The following is a 24826-nucleotide window of genomic DNA, read 5'->3' on the forward strand; positions in this document are numbered from 1 at the left end:
GGGCGCCGCACCCGGGAGCCCGGCGAGTCACGACACCGATGCTGCCGCCCCCGCCGACTCCACCACCTTCGCAACAGCCCCCAACGCGTCCCGCCCCCCGAACTCCGCCCGCAACTCCCCCGCCCGCCTCAAATACCCCGTCTCCCCCAGCACCGTAAGCACCGCCTTCCGCACATCCGCCGCCGAAGGGTCCCCGCTCCGCAGGTCGATGCCGACCCCGCTCCACTCCACCCGCGCCGCGATCTCCGGCTTGTCCTCGCCGTCGCCGCCCACGACGAGGGGGACGCCGTGCTGGAGGGCCTGGTGGACGCCGCCGTAGCCGCCGTTGGTGACCAGGGCGGAGGCGTGGGGGAGGAGGAGGTCGAAGGGGACGTAGCCGGCCAGGCGGGCGTTGGGTGGGACGGGGCCCGCGGACTCGAGCTCGGCGGGGCCGTCGGGGCGGCCGGTCGCGGCCACGACGAGGACGTCCTCGTCGGCCAGAGCCTCCAGGGTGGGGCGGATCAGACGGCCGAGGTCGCGGTTGGCGAGCGTGCCCTGGGTGACCACTACGACCGGCCGCCCCGCGTTCCGTACGTCGGCCCACCACTCCGGCAGTTCCTCCGGGCGTTCCTCCGCGGTGCGGGGTGTGGAGGTCAGAGGTCCTACGAAGCGGAAGGACGACGGGGCGTTGCCGCGCGGGTACTCGAAGCCCGGGACGGTCAGTTGGAGGTAGTGGTCCGGCACGGTGATCAGGCAGTCGAGGAAGAACCCGGGGAGTTGGACGCCGCTCTCGCCGAAGTTTTCCTCGATGTGCTGCTGGGTGCCGGCCATCATCTGTTTGACCTGCTCGTTCATCTCCCTGTGCCGTTCCCTCGCGTCCTCCCCCGTCAGCGGCTGCATACCGAGTCCGACGGGCGGGGCGTCGTCGCTGAGCAGGGTCGGCATCGTGAGGCCGAGGCTGATCGTGACCGGGCGGTGGCCGGGGGGTGCCGAGAGGGCCAGTGCCGACGTGCCCAGGAACAAGGGGTCGCTGATGACCACCGACGCCGGGAAGCGGCGGTCCAGGAGGTTCTTCAACGCGCCGTACTGGGCCGCGGTCGGGTCGCCGAAGATGTACTTCATGTCGTAGTCGATCTGCGCCGGGCCCACCGGGACCGCTGCGCGCTCGGGGAAGTACAGCTCCAGTTTCCGGTCGTCGAAGTCCGCGGCGGACGGCAGCGACACATGGAGGGCTCCCACGGCCCGCACCTGCTCGGCGAAACGGCTCCCCGTCAGTACGACGACCTCGTGCCCCCGCCGCACCAGGTCGGCGGCGACGGTGAGGACGGGCTGGACATGGCCGTGGAAGGGCGTTGCGGTGGCGATGACGAGTGTCATGGTCGGCTCCCTGCTCGCTCGGTGGACGGTCGGGTCGGTCGGTTCCACGGGAGCGTAGGGATCTTGTGTGCAGAAGCAGTGCGTCGTGCGTTGCCCGCCCAGCCCGCCCTGCCCACGTCGTGATTCTCAAAGTTCCTTAAGAAACGGCCCAGTTGATTCACAGGCAGGTTGACCATGGTTAAACAATGAGCCAAGTCACCGTAAAGACTGGGTCGGGGAGCGCGTCGTGAACCAGTCGCTGTTCGTCGCCGTCGATCTCGTCGCCATCGCCGCCCTCACCTTCGGGGTCTACTTCCCGCGCCACCATCGCCGGGACCTGATCGCCGCCTTCCTCGGTGTGAACGTCGGGGTTCTTTCGGTTGCGATGACCCTCAGCTCCGCTTCGGTGGGGATCGGGCTGGGGATGGGGCTGTTCGGGGTTCTGTCGATCATTCGGCTGCGGTCGTACGAGATCGCCCAGCACGAGATCGCCTATTACTTCTCCGCTCTCGCTCTCGGTCTGCTCGCCGGGCTTCCTACGAGCCTGAACGTGTTGACGGTCGCCCTGATGGGGCTGATCGTCCTCACGATGTACGTCGGCGACCACCCCCGGCTCTTCGGCCGGCACCGCCAGCTCAGCCTGCGGCTCGACTCCGCGTACACCGACGACGAGGCCCTGCGGGCGCATCTGGAGGTGCTGCTCGGCGGGCGCGTGGTGAACATGTCGGTCAAGGGTGTCGACCTTGTCAACGACACGACCCAGGTTGATGTCCGTTACCTCGTCACCGGGGGATCGCAGGCACCCCGGGAGGCCGGAACCTCCCCCGCACGGCAGGGAGTCGGGGCGTGACCGCACCCGCCTCCTCCCTCGACCTCGGCCCGATGGTCGGCGCCCTGCGTCCGATCGGCCTCGACGAACTCGTCGAGCGGGCCTCGCTGTTGACCCGTCTGGACCGGAAGTACATGCTCCCGATCCGTGAACTCCCGCTGTTTATCAGTGGGGTGGGTGTGGACGCACAAGTTCTGGAGATGGGTGGGGCGCGGGACTTCGGGTATCGGTCGGTCTACTTCGACACCCCGGAGCTGGACGGCTATCTGCGGACCGCGCGCCGCCGCCGACGCCGGTACAAGCTGCGCGTCCGTACGTATCTCGACTCCGGCGACCACTACTTCGAGGTCAAGACGAGCGGCCCGCGCGGTACGACCGTCAAGGAGCGCATCCCGTACGACGGTGATCTGTGGCGTCTGTCCCCGGAGGCGCGGGCGTACGCCGAAGACGTGCTCGCCGGGGCCGGGATCGACTCCGGCGGGTTCCGGTTCGTGCCCACGCTGGTCACCTCGTACCGGCGTACGACGCTGTTCCTGCCCGCGAGCGACAGCAGGGTGACCGTCGACACCGGGCTGACCTGGACGCTTCCCGACGGGACCGGGCTGCGTACGCCGGAACGGGCCATCGTCGAGACCAAGTCGGGGCGGGCCGGGTCGGAGGCGGACCGGCTGCTGTGGTCGCTGAAGCACCGGCCCGTTCCGCTCTCCAAGTACGGCACCGGGCTTGCCGCGCTGCGGCCCGGACTGCCCGCACATCGGTGGCTGCCCGTTCTGCGGCGTCACTTTCCCAACTTTCCGACCGATCCGACCGATCCGACCGCACTTCACGGGAGCGCAGCATGAGCGCCTACAACAGGAGCGCGTACACCAGGAGCGCGTACAAACTGGCGGGTCTTCTTGCCTCGGTGGGACTCGTCGGCGCCGCGCTCGTCGGGTGCTCGTCGGCGTCCGGTGACAACTCCGGTTCCTCCGAGGCCAGTTCGGGGTCGGGATCCGGTTCGTCTGCCGCCGCTGCCGTCGACGGGTCCCAGAAGGCCGCCGCCGTGCTCGCCGACAACCAGGACGTCCACGCGGAGTCGGACGACACGGATGTGGATGTCGACGGGGCCGGGGTCGTGGGCGTCGAGTTGAAGGGTGACTCCGCCTCCTCCGACGGGGCCGGCGTGAAGGTCGACGGGGCCACCGTCACCATCACCGCCGAGGGCACCTACCGGCTCAGCGGGAGTCTCGACGACGGGCAGGTCGTGGTCACCGCCCCCGAGGCCAAGGTCACGCTGATCCTCGACAACGCGAAGATCGCCAACTCCAAGGGCGCCGCGATCGACGTCACCGACGCCGACGAGGTCGTGGTCGTCCTCGCCGACGGCAGCGCCAACACGCTGAGCGACACGGATACGTACGCTGAGGACGCCGAGGCCAACGCCGCCCTGCACAGTGCCGCCGACCTGACCATCGGCGGCAGCGGCTCGCTCACCGTCAAGGGCAACGGCAACGACGGGATCACCAGCACCGACGGTCTGGTGATCCAGGGCGGCACCCTCACCGTCGACGCCGCCGACGACGGTATCCGCGGCAAGGACTACGTGGTGGTGAACGGCGGCACGGTCACCGTCACCGCCAAGGGCGACGGGCTCAAGGCCGACAACACCGAGGACGCCGACCGGGGTTACATCGCCGTCGGCGGCGGGACCGTCAAGGTGACCAGCGCGGGCGACGGCGTCGACGCGGCCACCGACCTCGTCACCACCGGCGGGAAGGTCACCGTCACCAGCGAGGCCTCCGACGACTCCTCGGCGCACGGGCTGAAGTCGGGCGTGATCACGGTCCTGGAGGGCGGCACCGTCGACGTCACGTCCTCCGCCGACGCCCTGCACGGCGATGGCGCCGTCCACCTCGGCGGCGCCGGCACCACCCTCGCCGCCGGTGACGACGGAGTGCACGCGGAGGGCGATCTCGTCATCAGCGCGGGCACCGTGAAGGTCACGCGGGCGAACGAGGGCCTGGAGGGCAAGGACATCCTCGTCAGCGGCGGTTCGACCGACGTCACGTCGAGTGACGACGGCGTCAACGCGTCGGGCAGCGAGGCCACTTCGAGCGAAGAGGGCGATCAAGGTGGCTTCGGGGGCGGCGGTCCCGGTGGCGGCGGCGGCGAGGGCGTCGGTGACTTCATCGTCAAGGTGACCGGCGGCAGCCTGGTCATCGACTCCGAGGGCGACGGCTTCGACTCCAACGGCACCGCCGAGATCACCGGCGGAACGGTCGTCGTCAACGGGCCCGAGCGCAACGGCAACGGCGCGCTCGACGTCAATGGCAGCTTCACCGTGAGCGGCGGCACACTGCTCGCCGCCGGCAGCGCGGGCATGGTCGTCGCCCCGGACAGCGAGTCCGAGCAGGGCTGGCTCTCGGCGACGCTCGACTCGGCCGTAGAGGCGGGCACGACCGTGCACATCGTCGACTCCGACGGCAAGGTCGTGGCGTCGTACGTCACTTCGAAGGCCGCCCAGAACATCGTGTACTCCGGAGCGGGCATCAAGAGCGGCGAGGAGTACACGGTCCACGCCGGTGGCAGTGCCTCGGGCACGGGCACCGGCGGTCTGGCCGAGTCGGGTGAGCTGGGTTCCGCCGAGAAGATCGCCACGGTCACGGCGGGGGAGGCCCCGGAGGGTGGCGGAGGCTTCGGCGGAGGGGGTGGAGGCGGGGGCGGCCGCCCCTGACGCTGACGGCCGTTCCGCACACACCGCCCGAAGGGCGCCCGCCGGGAGAACCGTCAGGAGAACAGCAGACGCCAGGTGAGCGGCCCGGGCGTGCCGTCGGCGTCGCCGCGCAGCTGCTTCTGGGACTTCTGGAAGTCCCGTACGTTCAGCCGGTCCGACTCGCCCCAGGACTTGCTCGGGCCGACCTTGTAGTGGTCGCCGAAGCCGCGCTTGACCAGCTGCTTGCCGAGCTGGAGGACGTACGCGTTCGAGGCCCCGGCCACGAAGTACTTGCGTCCCGGGAACGCGGGGACCGCCGGCTTGGCCGGGGTGCTCGTCGCCGGGGTGTCGTCGTCCAGGTCCAGTTCGGCCTTGGCGTACTTGACGATCCTGGCGAAGTCGATCGCGCCGGGGTCGCCATGGACGTTCTCGGGCACGTGCATGTGCCCGCAGACGCCCTTGAAGGCGTTCCACTGCGCGGCGGTCAGCCGCTGGCCGCCCGCGCCGTACGAACCGGGGTACGCGGGCCACGACTTGGGGCCGGACAGCGGTACGCCGTGCTCCTCGTGCATCCACGCCAGGAAGCGGGCGACGCCCTGGAGGGCCCAGTCGGGCGCGTCGGGCCAGTAGATGTGCGCCGTACCGGACTTCTGCCACTTCGCGTGGGTCTTCGGGTCGCAGGTGCCGACCAGCTCGACCTGGCACACGTTCAGGGTGTTCGTCTCGACGCCGCCGCGCAGGTTGACCAGCGCTCTGGAGGACGTCTCTATGTCGAAGTGCTGGTACCACTTCAGCTTCTTGGCGGCCAGGTCGGGGACCGCGGTCAGGTTCGGCGCGGAGGAGCCGCCGTCGTACCCGGGCAGGGTGGGACCCTCAGTGGTGTGCAGGACGACGACGTCGACCTGCATCGGGTCGCCGCCGAAGTCGTCCTGGTACCAGTTCGCACGGCTCGCGCCGGGGAAGCGCTGGGGTCCCGTCTTGGTGCTCATCACAGACTCCTGAGTCGGTTGTCTCCTTGATCGGCCCGATCATTCTTGAAGAACGGACTCCGCGGGACATCGACTCACCGTGTGATCCCAACATTGGTGTCTACAACCGGGGTTAGAGGCCGGACTACGACCCCGGCCGGACTACGACCCCGGCCGGACTACGACCCCGGCCGCGGCCGGCCGCGCCCGTTCCGGATGTCTTCAATCCGCCCAGGTGGGTACCCGGCGTCGTACGGAAGAAAAACCGCGAATGGCGTGAATGAGGAGGAAACCATGAGCACGGTCAAGGAAGCGGTGGACGTGGAGGTTCCCGTCCACACCGCCTACAACCAGTGGACACAGTTCGAGGAGTTCCCGCGGTTCATGGAGGGCGTCGAGGAGGTGCGGCAGCTCGACGACCGGCACAACCACTGGACCACCAAGATCGGCGGGGTGCGGCGCGAGTTCGACACCGAGATCGTCGACCAGCTGCCGGACGACCGGATCACCTGGCGGTCCGTCGGTGGTGACACAGAGCAGCGCGGCTCGGTCCGATTCGAACGCCTGGACGATACGCATACCCGTGTCGAGCTGACCATGGACGTCGAGCCCAGCGGCATGGCCGAGAAGGGCGCGGACGCGCTCGGCATCATCGACCGCCGGGTCAAGGGGGACATGCGCCGCTTCAAGGACTACATCGAGGAGCGCGGCGGCGAGACGGGCGCCTGGCGAGGCCGCATCCGGCCCGGAGAGCCCGGCGACCCCGGTACGCCTGGTACGCCCGGCCCCTCCGGCAGCCCCGGCGGTATGCCCGGTGCCCCTGGTACCCCCGGCGGCCCGGGTCCGATCCTCTGACACCTGACCCTTGACCCCTGACCCCTGACAGCCGACATCTGGACGGCTGTGTCCGAGGCAGGCCTACCCCTCCACGCCGGTGGCGTCGTGCGCGGCGCCACCGGTGTGGACTCGGTGGAACCCCGCTGGCGGAGGCAGACCGACAGCACCGCCATCGAGGCGACGGCGAGCAACTCGGACTGAGCGGCAGGGAGTGCGAGTGCACCGCGCGCCGCCGGCCGCCGGCTCTGGCCCACCTGGGCGAGTCCGCCCTGGAGTATTCGCCGACCAGCTGTTCCTCGTCGGACCCGGCGACCGCCTCCCCGACCAGGGCCAGGGCCAGGACGGACGTGACCAGGAAGAACAGCCCGAGCCCGTTGTCGTGCAAGAAGCCCCGCAAACGGTCCCGCACACCCGCGCGCGGACGCCGTGGGTGCCGTGGCCGACGCCGTCCGCCGTCCGCCGTCCGCCGTCCGCCGTTCGGTCTGCCGGGCGTCGACGCCGGTGCGCGGGGCGAGTCGAAGCGGGCGGTTCGCCCATGGCAACGCTCGCCGGAGGGCTTGGCGGCTCCGGTGGGAGCGCCCGTCGGGGCCGCTCCGATGTCGCCCTGCCGCCCCTGGTTGCAGCCGGGGCCGCCGCCCCCGAAGGGCAGCGGCGAGGGCGGGGTGAGCGACGAGTTCCGCCGGGGAGCCGCGGAAGTTACTGGGAGGCCGCCTTGCCTTCCTTGTCCTCGCCCGGGTCGGGCGGTGTGCGGCGGCGGTGGCTGGTGTCGCACCAGGGGAAGGCGCGGCTGCGGCGGCAGGTGCAGACCGCCACCGTGAAGCGGTCCGAGACCGTCGACTCGCCGTCCTCGTCCACCACTTCGACCGGCCCCTCGATGAGCAGGGGCCCGTCACGCTGCACGCGGACGCGGACACGGCGGGGGTGTTCAGGTGTGTTCGGCACGGATCACCACCAGCTCCTCCGTCGTCCCGTCGGCCGTCAGGCCCTGCTCACGCAGCCAGGCGAGCCGTGAACGCAGCACCCGGCCGAAGGGCAGCTCGGTCCGGTCGACGACCTTCGCGCGGAGCCCGGCCCGCTCCAGGCGGGTCAGTGTCGCGTCGATGCCGCACAGGTGGGAGTGCACGATCAGGAGCGCCCCCGTCGGCCGCAGGACCGCCGGCGCGGTGTCGCAGATACGGTCGATCAGCAGGCGGCCGTCCCGTCCGGCGTCCCAGGCCCTGGCGGGGCCCCGGGCCGGCGTGGTGCCCGGAGCGGGTACGTAGGGCGGGTTGGTGAGCACCAGGTCGAAGCGGCGGCCGGGTACGGCTGTCGCCAGGTCGCCGCGGCGCACCCGCAGGGTCTGCCCGTTCAGCAGGGCGTTCAGCCGGGTGGTGGCCAGCGCCCGCCAGGAGATGTCGACGGCCGTGACCCGGCCGCCGAGCCGGGCCGCCTCCACCGCGAGCATCCCGCTTCCGGTGGCCAGATCCAGTACGTCCGTCTCCGCCGTGATGCGCTCGCGGCCCATCGCCCGCCGGAGCAGCCGGGTGTCGGTCTGCGGGGCGTACACGCCCGGGGGGACCCAGCAGCGGAGGCCGGGGGCGGCGGTGAGGGCTTCGGTCGTCATGGTGTCGTCCTCAGCCATGTGAGCCACGTACCCGCGACGGCGACACGACCACCACGGCGGCCGGCGCCTGGGTGGGAGGGCTCGGGGATTTCCTGGGTGTGCGGTCGACGACGAGTGCTCGCACGTTCGCTCCGGTGTCGGGGGACGGGTGGCCCGCTGCACGGACACGAGCCGTGGCGGCACCTCCCGAGTACCCCCTGGCCGCAGGCGTAACGAGAGAAGGGTCACCGGCGCCCGGGTGGTGGCGGGCCGGCCGGGGTCACGGGAGGCCGCCCTCTTCGCACACCCGGTGGGCGACCTCGCGGAGCTTGACGTTGTTCACCTGTGAGGAGTGGCGCAGCATGTCGAACGCCTCCTTCTCGGTGACGTGGTCGCGGCCCATGAGAATGCCCATGGCCTCGCCGATGACGTGGCGGGTGGCGACGGCCTGTTCCAGCTGGGCGTGGGTGCGGGCGCTGGAGAAGGCGACCGCGGCGTGCGAGGCCAGCAGCCATCCGACCAGCTCACTGGTCTCGGTGAACGCGCCGGGTACGCGGGAGTAGAGGTTGAGAGCGCCCAGGTTCTCGTCCTCGGTGAACAGCAGGAAGCCCATCATGCTGCCCACGCCGAGCGCGCGGGCCTGCGGGGCGTAGGCGGGCCAGCGCTGGTGCTCGCCGGTGAGGTCGGAGATGCGGAAGACCCGCTCCCCCTGCGAAGTACGGGCGGCGTCGAAGCACGGCCCTTCGCTCAGCCGCTGTTGCAGCAGGTCACTGTCCACGACCAGCCGGTGCGTGGGAGCGAGGGTCTCCACCTTCGCGTCGCGCAGCACGAGAATGCCGGCCGCGTCGCATCCGTCCACCAGCTCGGTGGCCGACGCGGTGATCCGCTCGAGCGTGGCCTCCACCGATTCCTGTGCCAGGAGGTCCCGTGCCATCGACGCCATCTGCTGCGCGAACCGGCCCCAGTCCACGTCCACTGCGTCCTCCCGCGTTCCGCGCCACCTGGACACGTCTCCTACCCAGCTTTTCACGCGACGTGCACAACCGCGTCGGTGACTCGGCTCACCGCCCCGCCGCCATTTCCCGTGTGTGGAACCCCGGACGTAGGGCACTCGCAAAAAAGGCGGTCACGAAAACCGCCGTGCACGACGTACGGAAAAAGGATGCACGGAAAAAGGACGTACGGAAAAAGGAGGAGCGGCGGGAATTCCCGCTGTCCTCTGTTTACCGGAGGAGTTGTTTTCGCGTGACCGGGAATATGTGGAACTACGGTGCGACCGCGGGCCATCAGGCGGGTGTCGACCTCATCGGATTCAAGGTCGAGGCCACGGACGGCAGCATCGGCAAGGTCGACAAGCACTCCGACGACGCCGATGCCGCGTACCTGGTGGTGGACACCGGTGTGTGGATCTTCGGCAAGGAGGTCCTGCTCCCGGCGAGCACGGTCGTGGGCATCGACCCGAACGAGCGGAAGATCTTCGTCGGTCTCACCAAGCAGGAGATCAAGGACGCTCCGGAGTTCGACCGCGAAAAGCATCTCGGCAACCAGGGGTACCACGACGAGCTGGGCACCCACTACGGCACGGGCACCCCGTTCGGCGGCCCGCACGCCTGACCCGGAGCCTGCTCCGAGCATCGCGGCCCCGGGACTCGTCAGGAGTCCCGGGGCTCTCGCGTGCCTGGCGTCCTGGTCGTGTCCGAAGCGGGGAAGCGGGGTGGCGGGGTGGCGGTGGCGGTGGCGGTCAGTCCACCGGATGACCTGGGGTGATGCCGTGCGCGTCCTTGAGTGACAGCAGAGTGGTCCGGCCGCCCACGACGTTCTCCGCCGCCTCCGGAGCCAGGAGGAAACCGACGTGGTCACCGCCGTCGATCCGGCTCTCCACGCGGCCGACGAACCAGACGGGGGCCTCGTCGAGGACCGGCGATCCGGCCGGTCCCGGATGCCATGCGACGCCGGTGAACTTGTCGGTGCGGTCGCCGGTCTCGCCGCCGAAGAGCCGGGCAAGCCGGTCCTGGTCGCGGCGGAGCCCATGCACCGTGAGCCGCTCGGCGCGCACGGCCACCCGGTACGTCCGGTTGGCCTTGGACAGCCAGACCATGAACCGGGCCGGCCGAATCGAACACTGGGAGGCGAAGCCGACGAGGCAGCCCGCCCGCTCACCGCCGGCCTCCACGGTCACGACATACAAGGGACAGTCGATCAGGTCGGTGAACGGATCGATATCGGTCACGCCCGCCGGGTTCCCTGAAAGAGCCTGCTCATGTCAGCGCCCGGCCCTCCGTGACAGCGCAGGTGAGAGGTCTGATCGTGGGTACTCGGTGCGCATGCGCCTCCCACCGAAAGAGCCGCCCCTGCCGTCCGCCCGCGGCCCTGTCTCGGCGGCGGTCGGCGAATACGTACGGGACAGGGGGCCGCTCCCGGACGAAAAGACGGTTTTCGACGCCGCCCCTTTCGGAGACGATCTGCAGCTGGCCCTTTATCTGTGCTACGAGCTGCATTACCGGGGATTCGCGGACGTCGATGCCGACCGTGAATGGGACCCCGACCTGCTCAGAATCCGAGCCGTTGCCGAACGGCTTTTTCTCGGGGCCCTGCGCGACGCGGTGCCCGCGCGCGAACACGCCGACGAGGCTTTGGCCGAACTGCTCGTCGAGCCCGTCGACGGCAGCGGCGTCAGCCACTTCCTGCAGCGTGAGGGCGAACTGTGGCAGGTGCGCGAGTACGCCGCCCAGCGGTCGCTCTACCACCTCAAGGAGGCCGACCCGCATGCCTGGGTGTTGCCCCGGCTGTGGGGGAGGGCGAAGGCGGGAATGGCGGCCGTGGAGTTCGACGAGTTCGGCGGAGGCCGCGCGGATCGCGTGCACGCCCGCCTGTTCGCCGACCTCATGGCCGGCCTCGGCCTGGACACCTCGTACGGGCACTATCTCGACGCGACGGGCGCCCAAGCCCTCGCCACCGTGAACGTGATGTCTCTCTTCGGCCTGCACCGCGCCCTGCGAGGCGCCCTGGTGGGACATTTCGCCGCCGTCGAGATCACCTCGTCCCCGGGGTCACGGCGCCTCGCCGAGGCCATGCGGCGCACCGGCGCCGGACCGGCCGCCGAGCACTTCTACGACGAGCACGTCGAGGCCGACGCCGTGCACGAACAGGTCGTCCGCCACGAAGTCGTCGCGGGTCTCCTGGAGGAGGAACCCCACCTGGACGCCGACGTCGCCTTCGGGGCGGACGCCACCACGTACCTCGAGGACCGCCTGGCCGAGCGACTCCTCGGTGCGTGGCGGACCGGGGAGTCGTCGCTGCGCGTACCCGTCCACGAAGCCTCATGACGGGAACCCCGCACGGCGCCGATCCGGCCGCGCGGTGTTTGTCCGGGCCCCAGATGTGTACGCGTGGGAGACGACCGAGTCCGTCCCTCGGTGAACAACTGCCAACTGCCCAAGGAGAGTGATCCCGTGGTCACCGTGTCCCTCACCGGGGCGTCCAAGGAGGACGCCGCCACCGTGTTCGGCGTCCTGCGGACGGCGTTCCCCACCGACCGGCCCTCCGGCGACGTGCCCCAGGAGCAGCCGGGCGACCAACCCGCCGTGTGGACCGCGCAGTTCGAGCCGACGCAGGAGTGGATCCCGACCGGCCCGCTCCCGCTGGCGGGCCAGGTCACCGCCACGCTGCAGGGCGGCTACGTCGCCGTGGACCAGCTCCGCGAGGCCCTGAGCGCCGCGTTCGCCGTACAGGAGCGGGGCACGGCGTCGGGAGACCAGGAGAAGGAGGTCGACCTGCGACTCGGGACGAAGCGGTGAAGCGTACGAGGACGGCACACAAGAACACGGCGCACAAGAACAAGGAGCAGAGCGGCATGGTGAAGATCGGGTACACGATGATGACCGAGCAGGCCGGACCGCGGGAGCTGGTCGGGCATGTGGTCGGCGCCGAGCGCGCCGGCTTCGACTTCTCCGTCACGTCCGACCACTACTTCCCCTGGCTGGAGTCCCAGGGACATGCCCCGTACGCCTGGAGCGTGCTCGGGGCCGCCGCGCAGGCCACCGAACGCATTCCCCTGATGACGTACGTGACCTGCCCGACGACTCGCTACCACCCGGCGGTCGTCGCCCAGAAGGCCGCCACCCTGCAACTCCTCTCCCAGGGCCGCTTCCGCCTGGGACTCGGGTCCGGGGAGAACCTCAACGAGCATGTGGTGGGCGGAGGTTGGCCCGCCGCACACGTCCGCCTTGAGCGGCTGGAGGAGGCCGTGGAGATCATCCGCTCGCTCCTCGCGGGGGAGAACGTCAACCACCACGGCGTCCACTTCGACGTCGAGAACGCCAAGTTGTGGGATCTGCCGGACACCGCTCCGCCGATCGGTGTCGCCGTCTCCGGTGACCGCTCGTGCGAACTCGCCGGTCACGCCGCCGACTTGCTGATCGCCACCGAGCCCAGGCCGGAACTGGTCGCCGCGTTCGACCGGCACGGCGGCGCGGGCAAGCCCAAGGTCGGCCAGCTGCCGATCAGTTACGACACCGACCGCGACGCCGCGATCGCCCGCGCCCACGACCAGTTCCGCTGGTTCGGCGGCGGCTGGCCGGTCAACTCCGAACTGCCCGGGCCCGCCTCGTTCGCGGGCGCCACCCAGTTCGTACGGCCCGAGGACGTGGCCGGGTCGATTCCCTGCGGCGACGACGTGGAGGCGGTCGTGGAGGCCGTACGCCCGTACGTCGACGCGGGGTTCACCGAGGTCGCGCTCGTCCAGATCGGCGGCGACCACCAGGAGCCGTACCTGGAATGGGCCGAGCGGAAGCTGCTGCCCGCCCTGCGCGAACTGCCCACACCCTGACCGGGATCGGGACCGGGATCGGGCTCGGGATCAGCCGAGCCAGGCCTTCACCTTGTCAGGATTTGCGTCGATCCACTTCTTCGCCGCCGCCTCCGGGGTCATCTTGTCCAGCGCGATGTACTTGGCGACGGTGTTCTGGTCGTCGTTCGTCCACGTGAAGTTCTTCACCAGGTCGTACGCCGGGCTGCCCGACTTCGCGAAGCGGGTGCTGACGATCTTGTCGAGGTCGAAGGGCCGGTAGTCGCAGGCCACCTTCGCCGGGTCCTTGTCGCAACCCGCCGTGTACGCGGGCAACTTGATGTGGACCAGCGGGACCTCCGACAGGAACCACTGGGGCTCGTAGAAGTAGCCGATCACCCACTTCTTGTTCTTCTCGGCCTCCCGGAAGCTCTGGATCAGCGCGGTCTCGCTGCCCGCGTACACCACCTTGAAGTCCAGCTTCAGGTTCTTCACCAGGGCCTCGTCGTTGGTCTGGTACGACGGGTCGCCGTCGAGGAGCTGGCCCTTGCCGCCCGACTCGGACGTCCTGAACTTCGCGGCGTACTTGTTGAGGTTCTTCCAGTCGGTGATGTCCGGGTACTTCTTCGCGATCCACGGCGGGATGTACCAGCCGATGATCCCCTTGTTGCCGGTCGCGCCGAGGTTCACGGCGGTCTTCTGCTCGTCGATGTACTTCTTCTTCAGGTCGTCGTGGCCCCAGTTCTCCAGGATGGCGTCGACCTCGCCCGTCTCGAACCCCTGCCAGCCGATCTCCGCCTTCAGGTCCTTGGTCTCCACCTCGCAGCCGAGTTCGTGCTCCGCGACATAGCCGACGACCGCCGCGTCCGCCTCGTAGCCCACCCACGGGTTGACCGCGATGTTGAACGTGCCGCACTTGCCCGATGCGGCGCCCGCCGCCGCGGGTTCGTCGCCCACCTTCGCCCCGCCGCACGCGCTCAGGGTGAGACCGAGTACGGCCATCCCCGCCGCGCCGGAACGCCACCGTCCTGCTCGCTCTCGCTGTGCCATGGGTCCTGCTCCTTAGCGTGAAGTCATGAGCGTGAAGTCATGAAGTGATGTCGTCCAGGGCGCACCGGAAACCCACGTTGCCGGTCGCCGAGTCCGGGAACAGGCCCTGCCGTGCCGCGACCCGGTAGCGGCGGCAGTAGGAGGCGTGGCAGAGGTAGGAGCCGCCCTTGGTGACGCGCTCCTGCCCGCCGGGGACAGGGGAGAACGGATCCTCACACCACTCCCACACGTTGCCCGTGGCGTTGTAGAGGCCGAAGCCGCCGGGGGCGAACGCGTCGACGGGACAGGTGCCGTACCAGCCGTCGGCCGTCGGGTGGCGGTGCGGGAAGTCGCCCTGCCACACGTTCATCCGGGGGAGACCGCCCGGCTCCAGTTCGTCGCCCCAGGGGAACACCTTCGCGTGCAGGCCCCCTCGGGCGGCGCGTTCCCACTCCGCCTCGGTGGGCAGGCGTTTGCCGGCCCAGGCGCAGTAGGCCTGGGCGTCGTCCCAGTCGATGTGGACGACCGGGTGATCGGCCCGGTCCTCCCAGGTGGAGTGCGGTCCGTCGGGCCGCCGCCAGTCGGCGCCCTCGACCTGACGCCACCAGGGGGCGCCCACCACACCCCGGGTCGGCGGGAAGTCGTCCGGGAGCAGCCCGGCGAAGACGAACGACCAGCCGATCCGCTCGGCGGAGGTGCGGTACCCGGTGTCTGCGGCGAACCGCGCGAACCGCGCGTTGGACACCGTGCAGGCGTCCATCCAGAACGCGTCGACGTGCACGGTCCGTACCGGGCCCTCCCCGTCGGCCGGACAGGCGAGCCGGTCCTCGCTGCCCATGAGGAACTCACCGGCGGGGACGGCCACCATGCCCTCGGTGACAGCGGGGGGCACGGCGGATCGCTGTGGCTCCGCTGCCCGCTCCACGGCCCGGCCGCCGCCGGACGGCGTACAGCAGCTCACTGCGCCCCCATCACGCGTCGGTGCAGTCCGCCGTCGTACTCGGACGACTCGGTGTCCTGGACGTCCCCCAGGTCGATGCGCACGGTGTGGATGGTCCCGGTGAACTCGTTGTCGAGGACGGGATAGTCGTCGGTCACCGGGGTGCTCAGGTCCACCCCGACGTCGAGGGTCTCGTCGAAGGAGAAGTAGTACGGGATGGTCCGCTCGACCCGCCCGGCCGCGTGCTGCTCGCCGTCCACCAGGAGTACGGCGGTGCCGCCCTTGCCGAGTCCGCCGCCGTCGTAGGCGAAGTCGAGCCGGATCTCGTGCCGCCCGGGGGAGAGGGGCTCACCGCCTCGTACGGTGTACACGCTCATGCCGAAGTGGTTGTAGGCGTACGCCGGTCTGCCCCCGGCGAAGTACAGGGACCAGCCGCCGAACCGCCCGCCCTGGGCGATCACCACCCCCTCGGCCACTGCCCCCTCCGGCAGATCCACGTCGGCCGTGATGCTGTGCGAGCGGTTCTTGACGTTGAGGGTGGTCTCCTCGGTGAACCGGCGCATGCCCGCGCGGTAGGTGATGGACGTCCGGTCGCCCATCAGGTCGATACGGCCGGCCAAGACGGGGTTCTCCCGCTCGGTGACCCGGTCGTCCAGCGGGAAGACCTGGTGCTTCGCCGCCTCGATCAGGAACAGGTCCTGCAACTGGCGGAGTTTGTCAGGGTGTTGGGCGGCGAGGTCGTCGGCCTGACTCCAGTCGCTGGTGATGTCGTACAGCTCCCAGACGTCGTCGGCGAACCTCCGGTCCTTGCCGTCGGGCACCATCTCCCAGGGGATGCCGTGCCGGGTGACCGCCATCCAGCCGTCGTGGTAGATGCCCCGGTTGCCGCACATCTCGAAGTACTGGGTACGGCGATGCTCCGGCGCCTGTGGCTCGGTGAGCGTCCGCCGCATGCTCGCCCCCTCGATGGGCTGCTGCGGCACCCCGTCCACACTGAATGGCGCCGGGACGCCCGCGCACTCCAGGATCGTCGGCAGTACGTCGATGACGTGCGCGAACTGGTGCCGCAGCCCGCCGGGTTCGGGAACCCCGCGCGGCCAGTGCAGGACCATGCCGTCGCGGGTGCCGCCGAAGTGCGAGGCGACCTGCTTGGTCCACTGGTACGGGGTGTTGAGGGCCAGGGCCCAGCCCGCCGGGGCGATCGGGTAGCTGAGCGGGCCGCCGATCTCGTCGAGGTGGCCGATCATCTCGTCCGGGTCGTCCACGATGCCGTGTCCCAGGCGGTGTTCGACGATCGTGCCCTCGATGCCGCCCTCGCCCGAGGCGCCGTTGTCGCCCAGGACGTAGAGGACGATCGTGTCGTCCAGGACGCCGAGTTCGTCCAGGGCGTCGACGAATCTGCCGACCTGGGTGTCGGCGTGCTCGGTGAAGGCGGCGAACGTCTCCATGAAGCGGGCGGCCAACCGCCGCTGGTTGTCGGTGAGTTCGTCCCAGTGGGGAACTCCCTCGGCCCAGGGCGCGAGTTGGGCGTCCTCGGGTACGACGCCGAGCTTCTTCTGCCGTTCCAGGGTGAGTTCGCGCTGCCGGTCCCAGCCGTGGTCGAACCGGCCCCGGTACTTCTCCTGCCACTCGGGGCCGACGTGGAGGGGAGCGTGCGCGGCGCCCAGCGCGAGGTAGGTGAAGAACGGGCGGTCCGGGGTCAGGGTGCGCTGGGTGCGTACCCAGTCGATCGCGTGGTCGACGAGGTCCTCGGAGAGGTGGTAGCCGTCCTCGGGGCGGCGGTCCGGCTCGACGGGGGTGGTGCCCTCGTACAGCAGCGGGTACCAGTGGTTCATCTCGGCGCCCATGAAGCCGTAGAACGTGTCGAAGCCCTCGCCGGTCGGCCAGCGGTCGAACGGGCCGACCGCGCTGATCTCCCGGGGCGGGGTCTGGTGCCACTTCCCGAAGGCGGCCGTGCTGTAGCCGTTGCCCTGGAGGATCTGCGCCATGGTCGCCGCGCTGCGCGGCCGGAAGCCGTTGTAGCCGGGGGCCGCCGTGGTCATCTCGGTGGTGCCGCCCATGCCGACCGAGTGGTGGTTGCGGCCGGTCAGCAGGGCCTGGCGGGTCGGTGAGCACAGGGCGGTGACGTGGAAGCGGGTGTAGCGCAGGCCGTTGTCCGCGAGCCGCTCGGCGGCCGGCATCTCGCACGGGCCGCCGAAGGCGCTGGAGGTGCCGAAGCCGAGGTCGTCGACGAGGACGACCACCACGTTCGGCGCGCCCTCGGGCGGCGGGACCGGGCCGATGGGCGTGAACGGGGTCTCCTGGTCGTGGATGTCCATCGCGGTCGTCAGGGGCCGACGGGTATCGGGGCGCGGAAGTACATGCCGTCCGGCATCGAACTCAGTCATTCGTTTCTCCGATTCGCTGCCCCGGAAAAGTCTCAGTTCCCGCCGAGGCCGGTCAATGACGGACCTTGAATTCCCGCGAACCGGTTTTGAATGAGGGGCATAGAAAACTTCTATGCCTACTGGACATGCTTCCTGGGCGCGCCTGTTGGAGATTTCTACGATGCGGACGCGAGGTCCACGAATGCCTGCGCGGCCGGGGACAGCGGGCCCGATCGCCACACCAGCCGGCCGTGGCGGATCAGGCGGGGCCGGTGGGACAGCATCCTGGCGCCGCGCAGGGCGGCGTCCCGGGCCATGGAGGCGGGCAGCAGGGCGGCACCGACGCCGGAGAGGACCAGCGGCACGATCATCGCGCGGTGCGCGGTCTCCACCGCGATCCGCGGTGCGACGCCGAGGGCGGTGCACACGTCGTCGACCGCCGCCCGGGTCTCGGTGCCCGGCGGGGTCACGATCAGGTCCAGAGCGACCAGTTCGCGCGAGGTGATGGTGTCGCCGGGCGGATGCGGGTGGTCGGCGGGCAGTACGACGTGCATCTCCTGCTCGGGCAGGTCGATGCCGCGCAGGTCGGTCGTGGGCACCGAGGCGTCCACCAGGCCGAGTTCGCACTGTCCGGCGGCGACCATCTGCGCCACGGCGGGGCCGCGCTCCGGGTCGACGACGCGTACGGAGACCTTCGGATGGGCGCGGTGGAAGCGCCCCAGCATCTCGGCGAGGGGGTCCACCGAGAGGGTCGTCTGCGAGACGATGTCCAGCCGGCCGCCGCTGAGCCCCAGCACCTCCCGGACCAGGGAACCGGCCGTGGACAGGTCCCGCAGGACCTGCTGGGCCGGCCGTACCAGCGCCTCGCCTGCGGCGGTCAGGGCGACGCCCTGCGGCAGCCGGTGGAACAACTGCCCGCCGAATTCCCGCTCCAGGGACCGGATCGCGTGCGACAGCGAGGGCTGGGCGACATGGAGCGCGACGGCCGCGGCGGTGAATCCGCCGTGCTCGACGACGGCGATGAAATATTCGAGCTGACGTCGTTCCATCGCGTCTCCGTTGTTTCTCTGCTGTTTCTTCGGTGATTCTCCATGGGGTCGTCGGAAATGCGCGAATGGAGAACGCCCGGTCGCGCCACTGACGGCAGCGGTCACGCCAGTCGGCGCAGATCCTCCAGGTAGCGCAGGACGGCCGCCACCCGCCGGTCCACCTGGTCGGTGGGGGACAGGTCGAGCTTGGCGAAGATGCTGCGGATGTGCTTGTGGACGGCGCCCTCGGTGACGACGAGCCGTTCCGCGATGGCGGTGTTGCCGAGTCCCTCGGCCATCAGGGCGAGTACGTCCCGTTCGCGCGGGCTGAGCCGGTCGAGGCGGGTGTCCTGGCGGGAGCGGGTGAACAGTTGGGCGACGACCTCGGGGTCGATGGCGGTGCCGCCGGACGCCACCCGGTGCAGGGCGTCGAGGAACTCCTCGACCCGGCCCACGCGTTCCTTGAGCAGATAGCCGAGCCCGCCCACGCCACCGCCCAACAGCTCGGTGGCGAAGCTCTGTTCGACGTACGCGGACAGCACGAGGACGGCCAGGTCGGGCCGTCGGCGCCGGGCCTCGACCGCCGCGACGATCCCCTCGTCGGTGTGGGTCGGCGGCATCCGTACGTCGAGGATGGCGACGTCCGGCTTGTGCGCGTCGATGGCGGCCAGCGCCTCGTCGGGGGTGCCCGCGGTGGCCACCACGTCGAGACCCTCGGCGCGCAGCAGCAGGGCGAGGCCCTCGCGCAACAGGGCGTCGTCCTCGGCGATCACGATCCGCATACCGGCATCCGTACGGTCATGCTCCACAGGGAAGTTCCACCTTCAGGGTCGTCGGGCCGCCGGGCGGGCTGGCCAGGGAGAGGGTGCCGTCGTGCGCGGCGATCCGGCCGCGGATGCCGGTGAGTCCGGAGCCGCCGTCCTCGTCCGCGCCGCCCCGGCCGTCGTCCTCGACGCACAGCAGGAGCCGGCCGCCACTGCTGCGTGCGGTGACGGTGGCGTGGGTGGCGCCGCTGTGCTTGGCGATGTTGGTCAGGGCCTCGGCGACGACGAAGTAGGCGGTGGCCTCGACGGAGGCGGCGCACCGTGCGGGCACGTCGACGTCGACCCGGCAGGGCACCGCGCAGTTCGCGGCGAGCCCGGAGAGCGCCCCGGCGAGACCACGGTCGGCGAGCACCGGCGGCAGGATGCTCCGGGAGACGGTACGCAGCTCCGCCAGGGCCTGTTCGGCGGCGGACTGGGCACGTTCGAGGAGTTCGTCGGCGCCGGCCGGATCGCGGGCGACCATGCGGCGGGCGGCGCCGAGCAGGACGGTCACGGAGACGATCCGGTTCTGGGTGCCGTCGTGCAACGACCGCTCGATACGGCGCAGTTCGGTGGCGTGGGCGTCGAGCGCGGCGGCGCGGGTGGCGGTGAGTTCGACGATACGGAGGGACAGATCCGTCTCCGGCCCGGCGGCGAGGAGTTCCCGCCCGGGCCGGGCCTGCAGCCGGGCCATACCCGGCCCGAGCCCGAGGATGATGAAGACCCACCCCAGACCCAGCATGGCCACGGCGAGGGCGTCGGGCCAGGAGTGCGCGTTGCCGTAACCGACGGACGTGGCCGTGGCGTTGCCGGGCATGAACGTCCAGTACAGCGGGAAGAGGGTGTCGCGCACGGCGACGACCGGCAACAGCACGCCGAGCACCCCAAGTCCCAGCCCCAGACTGGCGTGCCGCACCAGCCAGCGCAGCTCCCGCCGGGTGGTGGGGTCGACGAGGGCGGCCCGCAGCCGCGTAGGCGGGGCCTCGGGCGCGACGACCTCGGGCCCGCGCCGCCCCAGCCGCGCACGCTCCCGCCCGGCGAGCCCGTGCAGGGCGCGCAGCAGCGCGGGCACCATGAGCAGCCCGAGGCCGACGACGCTGGTCACGGCGGTGACGGCGAGCCAGAGCAGCAGAAGCAGGGCGGGGAGAGCGGTACGGAGCCCGGAGACAAGCTCCCCGATGGCGGCCCGCGCGGCACGCAGACTCCGTACGACGGTCTCCTTGAGCCCTGAGTCCTTGAACTCCGAGCTCCGGTCACCGGCGAGGCCCTCTCGATGGCTGACCATGCGCCCTCCTCTGTCGCCAAGGACCTTATGGCGTAGGGACGTTCGCTGTCCGGCCGGGGGCAAGGTGGGCCGGGGGCCGGTACGCCGGAAGTCGGGGGCTGGGAGCCGGGGGTCGGGAGCCGGAAGCCTGGGTCGGGTAGCCGCGAGCCGGGAGTCGGCAAGTGGGGCCTCGGTAACCGGGGGCTCGGTGGCCGGTGGCCTGAAGCCGCCCGCCCGCCTGGAACCGGAACCGGGCGCGCGGGGCCCGGGCGCCGGGCGGTCCCGGGTCGGGGGTACAGCCTGCTGTACCCCGAACCGGGCGGGCTGCGGGATCGGCCCGAGGGGGGTCCGGTCCATAGCGTCGGTGACGACAGACGACCTCGGGAGGAACCCCATGACGAACACCGACCCCTACCCCCTTCACCAGCGGCGCGACACCGCTCCCACCCGTGCGGACATCGCCCGCAGCCTGCTCTGGATCCTGGTGGTGCTCAGTGCGGTCGCCAACATGGCGGCCTCGTTCAGTGGTGCGCACACCTGGGTGAACCTGTCCTGCGGTGCGGTCACCGTGCTCGCCGGCGGCACCCTCGTCGTGCGCAGCCTGCGGGGCCGTCGATGAGCCCCGTGTTCGCCCGGACCCGCCGCCCCGCGGCCACCGGGTACGACGCGTCGGCGCCGGCCATCGTCCTGGACCGGGTCGGCAAGGAGTACACGGGTGGCGTACGTGCCCTCGACGAGGTGTCGCTGACCGTGCGGCGTGGCACGTTCCTCGCGGTGATGGGCCCCTCGGGCTCCGGCAAGAGCACGCTGATGCACTGCGCCGCCGGGCTCGACTCCCCGACCTCGGGCAGCGTCCGGATCGACGGTCATGAGATCGCCGGTCTGAACGAGACCCGCCGTACCGAACTGCGCCGGGAGCGCGTCGGGTTCGTGTTCCAGGCGTACAACCTGATCCCCTCGCTCAGCATCGAGGACAACATCACGCTGCCGCTGCGCCTGGCGGGCCGTACGCCGGACCGGGACTGGCTGCGGACGCTGGTGGAGCGGGTCGGGCTCGGCGACCGGCTCGCCCATCGCCCGGCCGAGCTGTCCGGCGGGCAGCAGCAACGGGCCGCCGTCGTACGGGCGTTGGTGGCCAGGCCGGCCGTCGTGTTCGCCGACGAGCCGACCGGTGCGCTGGATCTGCGTAGCGCGCACGAGGTGCTCGACCTGCTGCGGGACCTCGTCGACGACCTGCACCAGACGGTCGTGATGGTCACCCACGACCCGGCCGCCGCGGCCCGCGCACACCGCGTGCTGGTGATGGCCGACGGCCGGGTGGTCGAGGCCCTCGACTCGCCGACCGCCCCCGAACTGGCCCGCCGTCTCGTCGAGTTGGGAGAGGTCTGACCCATGACTGCCATGACTACCAAGACTGCCGTGCTTGGTCTCGCCGTACAGATGGTCCGGCACCGTATCTCCGCGCTGATCGCCGTGGCGTGCGCGGTTCTCGGCGGCGCGGCCCTGATCACCGGCACCGGCGTCCTCGCCGAGTCCGGCCTGCGCTCCCACCTCCCCGCCGGTCGGCTCGCCGGTGCGGACGTGATCGTCGCCGCCGACCAGGAGTTCCATCCGCCCGGCGACCTGCCCCTGGCGCTCCCGGAACGCCGTACCGTCCCGGCCCAACTGGTCCGTGAGCTGGCGGAGTTGCCGGGCGTCACCGACGCCGTCGGCGACCTCGGTTTTCCCGCCGCGCTCGTCGACGCCCAGGGTCGGGTCGTACCGGCCGGGGATCCCCGGGCCGCCGGGCACGGCTGGTCCTCGGTGAAGCTGCTGGGCGGTGCGAGGGTCGAGGGCAGCGGGCCGACCGGCGCCGACGAGATCGCCGTCGACAGCGCCACGGCCACGGCGGCGGGCGTCGAGCTGGGAGACAGGATCCAGGTGATGGCGAACGCCCGCCCGGCCACCGCTTACCGAGTCTCGGCGATCGTCGACGCACCGGACACCGGCGTCTTCTTCGCGGACGCGACGGCCGTGCGACTGGCGGGGCGGGGGAGTGGGGGCAGCGGGGGTAGTGGGGGTAGTGGCGAGACCGGCAGCGGCGCAGGCAGCACTGGCGCCGGCCCCACCGGCGCCAGCGCCAGCGGCGAGGGCATCGGCAGTAGCGGTGACATCACCAGCGCCACCGTCGCCTCCGCCACCGCCGTCACCGCCACCGGCACCGCAGTCACCGTCACCGGCACCGAGGGCGGCATCACGGGCGCCGGCAGCGACCGCGCCGACGCCATCGGCGGCAGCCGTAGCGACGCAGGTGGCACCGGCACCACCAGCGGCGTAGGCAGCACCGGCGACGGCACCAGCACCGCCCCCACCGCCGGCACCAGCACCACCGACCCCCGTGCCGGAACCGTCGACCTGATCGCCCTCCGCACCGCCCCCGGCGCCGAAGAGAAAGTCGCCGCCGAAGTCCGAACGAAGTTGAAAGGCACCGGACTTGAGGTCGTCACCGGTGCCGATCGCGGGGATCTCGTGTCCCCCGGCGCGGGCGCCTCCCGCTCCCTCCTGATCCTGCTCGCCGGGTCGCTCTCCGGGATCGTCCTGCTGATCACCGGGTTCGTGATGGCGAGTGCGCTGGCCGTGTCGATCGGCGGGCAGCGCCGGGAGCTGGCGCTGATGCGGGCCGTGGGAGCAACTCCCCGGCAGATACGGCGACTTGCCGCCGCGCAGTCGAGCGTCGTCGCGGCCGTGGCCCTCGTACCCGGTGTGGCGCTCGGCTATCTGCTGGCCGGGCAGTTCCGTGGGCTGCTGACGGATCGGGGCTTCATCCCCGCCGAACTCCCGCTCACCTTCAGCCCGTTGCCCGCCCTCGCGACGGTTCTCCTGCTGGGCCTGGTCGTGCAGGTCTCGGCCCGGGGATCGGCGTGGCGCACCTCGCGGATGCCGGCCACCGAGGCCGTCGCCGAGTCGCGCAGCGAGCCGCGTGAGCCCTCGCGGATCCGGACGCGCGTCGGCGTACTCGTCATCGTCGGCGCGACCGCCATGTCGGTCCTGCCGCTCTTCTCCCGTACGGTCATCGGCGCCACCGCCACCTCCCTTGCGGGCATTTTCGGCGCGATCGGTCTGGCCTTGGCCGGTCCGGCGCTCGTGCGGGGCATCGGCGGTACGGCGGCCCGGCTGACACGCTCCGGCGCCTCCGCGCCGACCTGGCTGGCGATGGCCAACGTCCGCGCCTACGCCCTGCGCAACGCGGGGATCGTCAGCACGCTGGCCATGGCGGTCGTGTTCGTGCTGACGTACACCCTCACCCAGACCACCGTGCTGGCCGCCACCGCCGACGACACCCGCACCGGCACCCTCGCCCAACAGCGCCTGAGCGCACCGGGACTGGGCGGACTGCCCGGCGGCACGCTCGCCGACGTACGCGGGACCAGCGGTGTGCGTGCGGCGGCTCCCGTGAGCGACACCGGTGTCGTGTGGACGTACGAGCAGTTCGGCGAGCCGCAGGCCGAGTCCGGCTCGGCGATGATCCTTACGCCGGACGCGGCGGACGTCCTGGACCTCGGTGTGCGGGACGGCAGTCTGAGCCGGCTCACCGGTGCGACCGTCGCCGTCAGCAGCGATGCCGCCCGCTCGCGGGACGCGGCGGTGGGGCGTCGGGTGAGTCTCGTGCTCGGCGACGGCGCGAAGGCCGACGCCGAGGTGGTCGCCGTCTACGACCGGGGCCTCGGCTTCGGCGACGTGGTCCTCTCGCACGACCTGGCCGCCGGTCACACCACGACCGGCCTCGACCAGAGCATCCTGGTCCGTACGGACGGCACGGCGAACGCCCGGCAGGCCCTCACCGCCTTCGCCGCGTCCCGCCCGGGGCTCGCGGTCGAGGACACCGACCCGGCCTCCTCCGGCGAGGGGCTGGCGGACGCGCCGCCGGAGGTGTGGATCAATCTGGCCATGATCATCGTCCTGCTCGTCTACCTGCTGCTCAGCATCGCCAACAAGCTCGTCGCCGCGACCGCCCAGCGCCGGGTCGAACTGGGCGCCCTGCGTCTCAACGGCACGACGCCCCGCCAGATCCGCGCGATGATGCGCCGTGAGGCGGCGGTGACCGCGGCCACCGCGCTCACCACGGCCCTGCTGCTGTCCGCCGTACCCCTCGCCCTCGTGGGCCAGGGCTTCCTCGGCCGCCCCTGGCCGGCGGGCCCGGTCTGGCTGCTGCCCGCCCTCGCCCTGACGGTCACCGCCACGGCGTTCCTCACCATCGAACTCCCCACCCGCCAGGCCCTCCGCACCCCGCCCGCGGACGCCCTCCGCGCACAGTGAGCGGGTCAGGGTCACTGTCGGCCTGCGGGCCAGGCATGGTGGAGCCTGCTGCACCATGCGTTCGGGAGTAC

Annotated in this window: 23 protein-coding genes; 11 read left to right on the forward strand and 12 right to left on the reverse strand. The window is 71.1% G+C overall.

From position 1 onward, the window contains the following. Nucleotides 1-27 precede the first annotated feature (27 nt). A complete protein-coding gene (locus ACWCRB_RS02935) occupies nt 28-1356 on the reverse strand; it encodes a nucleotide disphospho-sugar-binding domain-containing protein (protein ID WP_450994310.1) in 1329 nt (442 codons plus the stop codon). A gap of 226 nt (nt 1357-1582) precedes the next feature. Here ACWCRB_RS02935 and ACWCRB_RS02940 point away from each other — a divergent pair, with 226 nt between their 5' ends. From ACWCRB_RS02940 to ACWCRB_RS02950, 3 genes are read left to right on the forward strand one after another with little or no spacing between them, the layout of a single operon-like run. After that, nucleotides 1583-2185: a DUF4956 domain-containing protein gene (locus ACWCRB_RS02940; RefSeq protein WP_450994311.1), complete on the forward strand. Its 603-nt coding sequence runs from the start codon at nt 1583-1585 to the stop codon at nt 2183-2185. Further along, nucleotides 2182-3006, forward strand: a complete 825-nt coding sequence (locus ACWCRB_RS02945) for a polyphosphate polymerase domain-containing protein (RefSeq protein ID WP_450994312.1) — start codon at nt 2182-2184, stop codon at nt 3004-3006. The genes ACWCRB_RS02940 and ACWCRB_RS02945 overlap by 4 nt, the downstream gene beginning before the upstream one ends. Then, on the forward strand, nt 3003-4877 hold the full coding sequence (locus ACWCRB_RS02950) for a carbohydrate-binding domain-containing protein (RefSeq protein WP_450994313.1): 1875 nt from the start codon (nt 3003-3005) through the stop codon (nt 4875-4877). Before ACWCRB_RS02945 ends, ACWCRB_RS02950 begins: the two co-directional genes overlap by 4 nt. 53 nt (nt 4878-4930) lie before the next feature. Here ACWCRB_RS02950 and ACWCRB_RS02955 read toward each other — a convergent pair whose 3' ends face one another. Continuing rightward, nucleotides 4931-5845 (reverse strand): peptidoglycan-binding protein, encoded by a 915-nt coding sequence (locus ACWCRB_RS02955; protein ID WP_450994314.1) that lies wholly within the window; start codon nt 5843-5845, stop codon nt 4931-4933. Between the two features lie 273 nt (nt 5846-6118). Between ACWCRB_RS02955 and ACWCRB_RS02960 the strand changes: the two genes are divergently transcribed. Further along, nucleotides 6119-6679: an SRPBCC family protein gene (locus tag ACWCRB_RS02960; RefSeq protein ID WP_450994315.1), complete on the forward strand. Its 561-nt coding sequence runs from the start codon at nt 6119-6121 to the stop codon at nt 6677-6679. Nucleotides 6680-7357: 678 nt separating this feature from the next. Here ACWCRB_RS02960 and ACWCRB_RS02965 read toward each other — a convergent pair. The 3 genes from ACWCRB_RS02965 to ACWCRB_RS02975 all read right to left on the reverse strand — a co-directional run bounded on the left by ACWCRB_RS02965 (nt 7358) and on the right by ACWCRB_RS02975 (nt 9186). Next, entirely contained in the window at nt 7358-7603 is a 246-nt protein-coding gene (locus ACWCRB_RS02965; RefSeq protein ID WP_450994316.1) for a CDGSH iron-sulfur domain-containing protein, read from the reverse strand. After that, nucleotides 7587-8264, reverse strand: a complete 678-nt coding sequence (locus ACWCRB_RS02970) for a HemK2/MTQ2 family protein methyltransferase (RefSeq protein WP_450994317.1) — start codon at nt 8262-8264, stop codon at nt 7587-7589. The genes ACWCRB_RS02965 and ACWCRB_RS02970 overlap by 17 nt, the downstream gene beginning before the upstream one ends. A 259-nt stretch (nt 8265-8523) precedes the next feature. After that, nucleotides 8524-9186 (reverse strand): GAF and ANTAR domain-containing protein, encoded by a 663-nt coding sequence (locus ACWCRB_RS02975; RefSeq protein ID WP_450994337.1) that lies wholly within the window; start codon nt 9184-9186, stop codon nt 8524-8526. A 302-nt stretch (nt 9187-9488) separates the two neighbouring features. Between ACWCRB_RS02975 and ACWCRB_RS02980 the strand changes: the two genes are divergently transcribed. After that, on the forward strand, nt 9489-9857 hold the full coding sequence (locus tag ACWCRB_RS02980; protein WP_450994318.1) for a PRC-barrel domain-containing protein: 369 nt from the start codon (nt 9489-9491) through the stop codon (nt 9855-9857). A gap of 127 nt (nt 9858-9984) precedes the next feature. Here ACWCRB_RS02980 and ACWCRB_RS02985 read toward each other — a convergent pair whose 3' ends face one another. Next, entirely contained in the window at nt 9985-10473 is a 489-nt protein-coding gene (locus tag ACWCRB_RS02985) for a flavin reductase family protein (protein ID WP_450994319.1), read from the reverse strand. Between the two features lie 94 nt (nt 10474-10567). Here ACWCRB_RS02985 and ACWCRB_RS02990 point away from each other — a divergent pair, with 94 nt between their 5' ends. The 3 genes from ACWCRB_RS02990 (at nt 10568) to ACWCRB_RS03000 (ending at nt 13071) form a co-directional block, all read left to right on the forward strand. After that, a complete protein-coding gene (locus tag ACWCRB_RS02990) occupies nt 10568-11569 on the forward strand; it encodes an iron-containing redox enzyme family protein (protein ID WP_450994320.1) in 1002 nt (333 codons plus the stop codon). Nucleotides 11570-11632: 63 nt separating this feature from the next. After that, a complete protein-coding gene (locus tag ACWCRB_RS02995) occupies nt 11633-12040 on the forward strand; it encodes a hypothetical protein (protein WP_450994321.1) in 408 nt (135 codons plus the stop codon). Between the two features lie 56 nt (nt 12041-12096). Next, nucleotides 12097-13071: an LLM class F420-dependent oxidoreductase gene (locus ACWCRB_RS03000; protein WP_450994338.1), complete on the forward strand. Its 975-nt coding sequence runs from the start codon at nt 12097-12099 to the stop codon at nt 13069-13071. Between the two features lie 30 nt (nt 13072-13101). Here the strand turns inward: ACWCRB_RS03000 and ACWCRB_RS03005 are convergent, their stop codons facing one another. From ACWCRB_RS03005 to ACWCRB_RS03030, 6 genes are all read right to left on the reverse strand, one after another. Further along, the gene (locus tag ACWCRB_RS03005) at nt 13102-14079 is read right to left on the reverse strand and encodes an ABC transporter substrate-binding protein (protein WP_450994322.1); all 978 of its coding nucleotides are present in this window, start codon (nt 14077-14079) and stop codon (nt 13102-13104) included. A 37-nt stretch (nt 14080-14116) separates the two neighbouring features. Further along, nucleotides 14117-14926, reverse strand: a complete 810-nt coding sequence (locus ACWCRB_RS03010; protein ID WP_450994339.1) for a formylglycine-generating enzyme family protein — start codon at nt 14924-14926, stop codon at nt 14117-14119. A gap of 89 nt (nt 14927-15015) precedes the next feature. Continuing rightward, nucleotides 15016-17385 (reverse strand): arylsulfatase, encoded by a 2370-nt coding sequence (locus tag ACWCRB_RS03015; RefSeq protein WP_450994323.1) that lies wholly within the window; start codon nt 17383-17385, stop codon nt 15016-15018. Nucleotides 17386-17540: 155 nt separating this feature from the next. After that, the gene (locus tag ACWCRB_RS03020) at nt 17541-18413 is read right to left on the reverse strand and encodes a LysR family transcriptional regulator (RefSeq protein ID WP_450994324.1); all 873 of its coding nucleotides are present in this window, start codon (nt 18411-18413) and stop codon (nt 17541-17543) included. 101 nt (nt 18414-18514) lie between these two features. After that, nucleotides 18515-19174 (reverse strand): response regulator transcription factor, encoded by a 660-nt coding sequence (locus ACWCRB_RS03025; protein WP_450994340.1) that lies wholly within the window; start codon nt 19172-19174, stop codon nt 18515-18517. A gap of 16 nt (nt 19175-19190) precedes the next feature. Continuing rightward, entirely contained in the window at nt 19191-20480 is a 1290-nt protein-coding gene (locus ACWCRB_RS03030) for a sensor histidine kinase (RefSeq protein WP_450994325.1), read from the reverse strand. Between the two features lie 373 nt (nt 20481-20853). Between ACWCRB_RS03030 and ACWCRB_RS03035 the strand changes: the two genes are divergently transcribed. Genes ACWCRB_RS03035 through ACWCRB_RS03045 form a run of 3 tightly spaced genes read left to right on the forward strand, consistent with a single transcriptional unit; the run spans nt 20854 to nt 24755 of the window. After that, nucleotides 20854-21078, forward strand: coding sequence for a hypothetical protein (locus ACWCRB_RS03035; protein WP_235476491.1), 225 nt, complete (start codon nt 20854-20856; stop codon nt 21076-21078). Then, on the forward strand, nt 21075-21848 hold the full coding sequence (locus ACWCRB_RS03040) for an ABC transporter ATP-binding protein (protein ID WP_450994326.1): 774 nt from the start codon (nt 21075-21077) through the stop codon (nt 21846-21848). The genes ACWCRB_RS03035 and ACWCRB_RS03040 overlap by 4 nt, the downstream gene beginning before the upstream one ends. A 12-nt stretch (nt 21849-21860) precedes the next feature. Then, nucleotides 21861-24755 carry an FtsX-like permease family protein gene (locus tag ACWCRB_RS03045; protein ID WP_450994327.1) on the forward strand — a complete coding sequence of 965 codons (2895 nt, stop codon included), beginning with the start codon at nt 21861-21863 and terminating at the stop codon, nt 24753-24755. The last annotated feature ends 71 nt before the right edge of the window (nt 24756-24826 follow it).

Source organism: Streptomyces sp. NPDC002156 (genome assembly GCF_053593675.1).